Genomic DNA, 6216 nt, shown 5'->3' on the forward strand with positions numbered 1-6216 from the left:
GCACAACGCGCCGATGCCTGGGCTCCGGCGCCTTGCACAATCGCTTAGCGCATGCTGTCGCTGGCCATGGCGTCAGGGGTGAAGAACGCGGACGGCGGACGCGGATAGCTCTGGTACTGCACATCCAGGTCGTTGGCCGAGGAGTTCAGGAAGTAGGCGCCGGTCTCCAGGTTGTAGCTGCCCCACATCATTTGCGCGGTCAGCGCGGGCATTTCAGGCGCCAGCAGCGTGAGCGAATAGTTATGCCGCCCCAACTTGCCTTGCGCGTCATAGCCGTCGAGCAGCAGCACTTGCCAAGAGTCTTCGTCCACGTAATAGGTGCGCTTGGGCACCACATGACGTTTGCCATCCTTGAGTGTGGCGCTCACGACCCACACCCGATGCTTCTCCCACCGCACCAGATCCGGGTTGAGGAAGCCTGGCTTGAGCAACTCGTCGCTGCTCGCCGCTGCCGCGCGGTTGTTGTTGTAGGGCACCAGCAACTCTTTCTTGCCAACCAGCTTGAGGTCGTGGCGGTCGGTCGGACCGAAGATCATGAAGGCCTCGTCGAAGAAACCGACGCCCGAGGTGACGAAGTCCGGCGTGTCGTAGGCAACGTTCGGCGCACGACGCACCCGGCGCTGGCCGACCAGGTACTGCCAGGCGGCACGTTTGCCGGGATCCATGTCCCAATGCGTCATCAGGCCCTCGCCGGCCTTGGAGGATGGTTGTTCGGTGGCCAGTTTGCCGATCAGAAACTTGCCGGCGAAGGTCTCCAGGCTGCCTTCTTTGAAGTAGTACGGTTGCTGGTACCAGAAACGCGCGCGGGTGGCCTGGATTTTCTTGCCGCCTGCGGTCATCAGCCAGGTGTCAAAAGGCGAATAGAAGGTGTCGCCCCCCTGCCAGGACAGGCGGTAGTTCCACAGCACCTCGGCGCCGTTTTGCGGCAATGGAAAAGGAATCCCGCCATAGGCACCGCTGACCTTTTCGGTGGCCACCTCAAGGTTCGCGCGGGTAGCGTTTTTCAAGGTGTTGTCATACACCCACTGGGGCGCTGCGGCACTGCGCCGGGTGGGATAAACGTCCAGACGGTAAGCCGGATATTTCTGCAGCAGGGCTTTGGTGCCCTCGGCCAATTGGTCGGCGTACTGCGCCATGTTGGACGCGCTGACCGAGTACAGCGGCTTGTCGGCGGCGAACGGATCAGCGCGTTTATCGCCGTTCTTGTAGCCAGCCGGTGCCGTGGTGTAGCCACCTGTCCATTCAGGAATGCTGCCGTCTTTGTTGCCGGCGCGCTCGGCGCCAAGGGGGGTGAGGTCCGAGTTCAGCCGTGCGGCCTGCTCCGGGGAAACGGCCGCGTGCACCAGGCCGGCACTGAGCAAGGCAATGGCCAAGGCCGAAATACGCAAGGAAAGGTTGCTGTGCATAACGAATGAAACCTCTTATTAGAATGTGGTTTTCACGTACATGGCGACGAAGTCACGGTCGGCCAGCGATTGCCCGTAGCTGAAGTTGCCGTCCTCGCGCAGCCCCGCCTCCTTCTTGCCGAAGAAGTTCACGTAGTTGATGCCGAAGTCCCAGCGCTGCAGGTAAGTGGCTTTGACTCCGACACTCCAGTCGCCGGCGTGGGTATTGCCGAACCCGGCCTTGCTGACCGCTGAGGAGCGCCCATCGAGGACCACGCCAAAACCTACCGGCACGCTCAGGTCCAGACCGTCGGCCACCTGGAAATAAGCCGGTTCGGCCAACACGCGCAGCGCCGTGGCGTCCCGGGTGGTGTTGGCGTCCAATGCCGCACGGTTATCGGTGACGCTGAGGGTGCGGTTCCAGGCCAGTTCGGCGAGCACCGAACCACCATCCCAAAGCGGGCCAGGCGACAGCAGATAGATGGTCGAGAGGTTGACGTGGGCGGTCTTGCCCTTGGCGTAGAGCGCGTCGCCGTTGTTGTCCGCCGCCATGGCCGGTGTCACCACTTGCAGGTTGCTCACCAGCGGTGCGTCCCACCGTACCGAGGTTTCGCCGGCGAAATTGAACGGGCCATAGGCGGTGGAGAAACTGGCGCCCAGGGTTTTGATGTCTTCGGCGTAGACCTGGCGATAGGAACCCAGGATCGGCAGTCCGGTGGCGGCAGCCGCTGCACCGTCCAGGTAGGCATAGAGCGCGCTCGGCGCCTTGTCGTGGTACTTGGCGGCGTAGAAGCCGAGTTCCAGTTCAGTGCCTTCGGGCTTGTAGCGCAGTTGCATACCGCCTTGGCCGGAATTCCTGGCCTCGATATCGGAGGCATGCACGGTGGTGTTGCCAAACACCTGGGTCCAATCGCCGGAACCTTCGCCGATGCCATCGTTGTCACTCAGGTAGCTGCCTGCCCCTGGCAGGTTGGAACGTTCCCATTCGAACTGATAGTAAGCACCCACCGACAACTGCGGGTTGATCTGCAACTGCCCGGACACTTGATTGACCGGACGCAGGATTTCCTTGAACTGGGTGCCGGGGACGCTGAGCAGTTTGACGATATCGCTCGGCCCCTGGGCATTGGCGATGCCGTTGCCCCCGTAGAACAGGCTTTCGCCATAAATCAGGCTATGCCGGCCCAGCCGCACGGTGCCCTGGCTCGCCTCGCCGACATTGCCACGCACGAACACGAAAGCATCGAGCAGTTCGGCGTCGCGTCCGTGCAGTTCGCGGGTATCGTCGAGGAAGTGCCGTTGCTCGCTGCTGTCGGTGTTCTTGTTGTAGATATCGTCGTACCAGGCGGCCCCACTGAGGCGCAGGCCATAGTTTTCCCGGCTCAGGTCCATCTCACTGAACAAGTCCAGGCGGTTGGAGACCAGCCCGCTACTGAAATTCTTGTCGCCCTGACTCTGGATCGAGGGATACAGGCCGCCCGCCGTCGGCGCGTTGACCAGATTGTCGTCGGCACCTTGCAGACGCCAGGCCTGGCTGTACTTGAGGGTGTTATCCCAACGCAGGCGCCATTGACTGTCACCCAAGTCTATTTGCGCAGCCTGGGGTTGGGAGGCCCAGCCGGCCAGGCAAACCGAGAGTGCCAGGGCCGAACGCTTGAAGCCTGGATAGCATCGAGAATTGTGCATGTTGTTCCTCATTGTTCTTGTTGTTGGAAGCATGTTTTAAGAACTGGCCGTTCGCCCGGAGACGACCGGCGGTCACTCACCCAAGGCTCCTCGTTCAGATATAGGTGGATGCCAGGCCGCCATCGACCGGCAGGTTGACGCCATTGATCCAACGCGCTTCGTCGGCACACAGAAAGGCAATGGCCGCCGCCACTTCGTCGGCGTAGGCCGGGCGTTTCATACGATGAGCGTCAGCCTCGACGCGCTCTTGACCGAGCATGCTGACGAAATCACCCAGGATGGGCGTGAACACCGGGCCAGGCGCCACGCAGTTCATCCGCACCGAGGTCTGCAAGAACCAGGGTTGGGCCTGCTGGTAATTCCAGACGATCAAGGCTTCTTTGAAATACTGGTAGCAGCTCTGCCGGGGCACCGGATGTTCGGCCAGCCAGGCTTGTCCATGGGCAAAGCTTTGGGTACCGGCCAGGGCCTTGTGCAGGTCCAGGCGCTGCGGCCATTGCGCGCCAAGAATCGAAGCGACGTTGACGATGCTGCCCCCCGCAACGATGCGCGGCAGCACCGCCCCACAGAGATGGCGTACCCCCAGGTAATTGACCTGGGCAACCCGTTGCGGGTCGGCAGTACCGGGGACCCCTGCGATGTTGCACAAGCCGTCGAGCGCCGGCGGCAACTGCTGCACGGCCGCATCGATGGCATCCGGGTGACTGAGATCAGCCTGGATGAAATCGTCCAGGCTCAGGTGGGGCTCATTACGATCCATGCCGATAACGGTGGCACCGTGGGCACGCAGGGTCCGGGCAGTTTCGGCACCGATGCCCGAGGAGACCCCGGTCACGACTATCCTCTTATTGGTCAACTTCATACGGGCTTCCCGATTCGTGCTTGTGCTGCCTGCTCGCAGGCGGCGACAGCCAAGCCATATTGTTATTGCCGAATTAGTTAATCTCGGTAACTAGTTGTAGCAAGCGATATGCCATTTCCGGGCAATCACACGGCAACCGCTCAAGCACGCGGCATCCAGCGAATACAGGGGTATATGAGCTTCAGGCGGGGGGCTAATGCGGTTGAAAAAAGTGATGATTTCAGCAATTTCATGCTGCACTATGCAGATTATGATTACCCCGTTTAAGGATTTGTGATGGCGAACAAGCTGATTTCCCTGGCCGAACTCTCTCGCGCAACGCCAAGCAAACCCGTGCGGGGTGCCAGCGAGCAGCTGCCACCGGGGGCACCGCCTACCCTGCAGGATCTGACTGAATGCCTGATGTTCAGCCCGGGCGACGGGCGCATCTGGTTGAACGGCGCACGCATGCTGCTGATCCACAACAGCGGCATCGGCGCACTACGTCGAGAGCTGATTGAAAGCATGGGCCTGGCCCGCGCCCGAGGCATCATGCTGCGCACGGGTTACCATTGCGGGGCTCGGGACGCCGCCCTGATCAAGGAACGCTTCCCCGAGGCCGACATCCTGGCGCTGTTTGCCGCCGGCCCGATCATTCATGCGATCGAAGGCGCGGTGAAGGTCGAGCCGGTGCATTTCGAGTTCGACATGAACCTGGGCACCTATTACGGCGAATTCCTCTGGCACCACTCCAGCGAGGACGATGAGCACATCGCCCAATACGGCATCGGCACCGAACCGGCCTGCTGGATGCAGACCGGCTATGCCACCGGGTACACCTCGGCGATGGTCGGCCGGCTGATTCTCTACCGCGAGGTCGAATGCCGTTCCACCGGGTCCAGCATTTGCCGACTGATTGGAAAACCCGCGGAGGAATGGGACGACGCCGAAGCGGACCTGGCCGACCTCAACGCCGAGCCTTTCGTCAGCACTGGCGGGCGCAGCATGACGGCCCACCGTCGCAGCGATAAAGGCGCCCTGCCGGCAAGCTTGCTGGTTGATCCGACACCCGCACAAGACAGCGACATGGTGGGAATTTCCTCAGCCTTCAACGCCGCCTGCCACATGTTGCGACGGGTCGCGCCGACCCAGGCGACGGTGCTGTTCACCGGCGAGTCCGGGGTCGGCAAGGAAATGTTCGCCCGAATGCTGCACCGTATCAGCCCGCGTCACGATGCGCCCTTCGTCGCCATCAACTGTGCGGCCATCCCGGAAAACCTGATGGAGTCGGAGCTGTTCGGCGTCGAGCGTGGCGCCTACACCGGTGCCACTCAATCGCGCGCCGGACGCTTCGAGCGCGCCGATGGCGGCACCCTGTTCCTCGACGAGATCGCCACCCTCAGTCTGGTGGCCCAGGGCAAGCTGCTGCGCGCCTTGCAGGAGGGCGAAGTCGAGCGAGTCGGTGGCAGCCGCACGTTGAAGGTCGATGTGCGAGTGGTCGCCGCGACCAACGTCGACCTTCGTGCCGCCGCGCAACGTGGCGAGTTCCGAGAGGATCTGTTCTTTCGCCTGAATGTGTTCCCGATCCACCTGCCGCCGTTGCGCGAGCGCAAGGAAGACATCCCATTGTTGATGACCCACTTCCTGCATCGCTTCACCCAGCGCCATGGTCGGCAGATCAGCGGTTTCACTCCGCGTACGGCCGATACACTGCTGGCCTATGACTTTCCGGGCAATATCCGCGAGTTGCAGAACCTGGTGGAGCGCGGCGTGATCAGCGCCCCGGATGGCGGGGCAATCGACCTGGCGCACTTGTTTACCAGCGGCGAGCGCCTGGCCCAGCCCATGTTTTCCATCGGCACCCGTGGCCAACTGGCCGCCAGCCCCAACGATCCGCCATCGGCCCATACAACGACCGCCGCAGCCAGTACTACGGGCAGCGGTGCGAGTCTGGAAATGTTCGGCGGCAAGGATCCGAGCCGACTGTCATTGCAAGAGATTGAGGACACCATCATTGACCACTGCCTGGGCGAGGTGAAAGGCAATGTCTCTGAGGCTGCCCGCCGTCTCGGCCTGACCCGTGCCCAGTTGTCCTATCGTCTGTCGCGGCGCTCGACCGGCGAATAACGGCATCGCCGATCCGGGGAAAAGTGCGGGGGCAATTGTCTTGGATGGCTTATGTTGCTTTCGATTTCCCGGCCATCCAAACCTCCTCCGTGGGAGCAAAGCTTGCTCGCGATAGCGGTGGTTCCGCTCGCATCAATGTTGAATGTGCCTCAGTCATCGCGAGCAAGCTTTGCTCCC

4 protein-coding genes are annotated in these 6216 nt (G+C 61.9%); 1 reads left to right on the forward strand and 3 read right to left on the reverse strand.

The window, feature by feature from the left end; all coding sequences use genetic code 11:
• Positions 1 to 44: 44 nt before the first annotated feature.
• The 3 genes from MA884_RS01225 to MA884_RS01235 all read right to left on the reverse strand — a co-directional run bounded on the left by MA884_RS01225 (position 45) and on the right by MA884_RS01235 (position 3933).
• Positions 45 to 1406: a DUF1329 domain-containing protein gene (locus tag MA884_RS01225; RefSeq protein WP_256228575.1), complete on the reverse strand. Its 1362-nt coding sequence runs from the start codon at positions 1404 to 1406 to the stop codon at positions 45 to 47.
• A gap of 18 nt (positions 1407 to 1424) precedes the next feature.
• Positions 1425 to 3071 (reverse strand): DUF1302 domain-containing protein, encoded by a 1647-nt coding sequence (locus tag MA884_RS01230; RefSeq protein ID WP_256228576.1) that lies wholly within the window; start codon positions 3069 to 3071, stop codon positions 1425 to 1427.
• Between the two features lie 94 nt (positions 3072 to 3165).
• On the reverse strand, positions 3166 to 3933 hold the full coding sequence (locus tag MA884_RS01235) for a coniferyl-alcohol dehydrogenase (RefSeq protein WP_256228577.1): 768 nt from the start codon (positions 3931 to 3933) through the stop codon (positions 3166 to 3168).
• A gap of 276 nt (positions 3934 to 4209) precedes the next feature.
• On the opposite strand from MA884_RS01235, the gene MA884_RS01240 reads away from it, so the two are divergent.
• Positions 4210 to 6039 (forward strand): sigma-54-dependent Fis family transcriptional regulator, encoded by a 1830-nt coding sequence (locus tag MA884_RS01240; RefSeq protein ID WP_256228578.1) that lies wholly within the window; start codon positions 4210 to 4212, stop codon positions 6037 to 6039.
• The last annotated feature ends 177 nt before the right edge of the window (positions 6040 to 6216 follow it).

It is taken from the genome of Pseudomonas sp. Q11, from assembly GCF_024494355.1.
Classification (GTDB): Bacteria; Pseudomonadota; Gammaproteobacteria; order Pseudomonadales; family Pseudomonadaceae; genus Aquipseudomonas; species Aquipseudomonas hefeiensis.

Coding starts and splice junctions, on each gene's coding strand:
- MA884_RS01225 (WP_256228575.1), bottom strand. CDS start 1,406: ATGCACAGCAACCTTTCCTTGCGTATTTCGGCCTTGGCCATTGCCTTG.
- MA884_RS01230 (WP_256228576.1), bottom strand. CDS start 3,071: ATGCACAATTCTCGATGCTATCCAGGCTTCAAGCGTTCGGCCCTGGCA.
- MA884_RS01235 (WP_256228577.1), bottom strand. CDS start 3,933: ATGAAGTTGACCAATAAGAGGATAGTCGTGACCGGGGTCTCCTCGGGC.
- MA884_RS01240 (WP_256228578.1), top strand. CDS start 4,210: ATGGCGAACAAGCTGATTTCCCTGGCCGAACTCTCTCGCGCAACGCCA.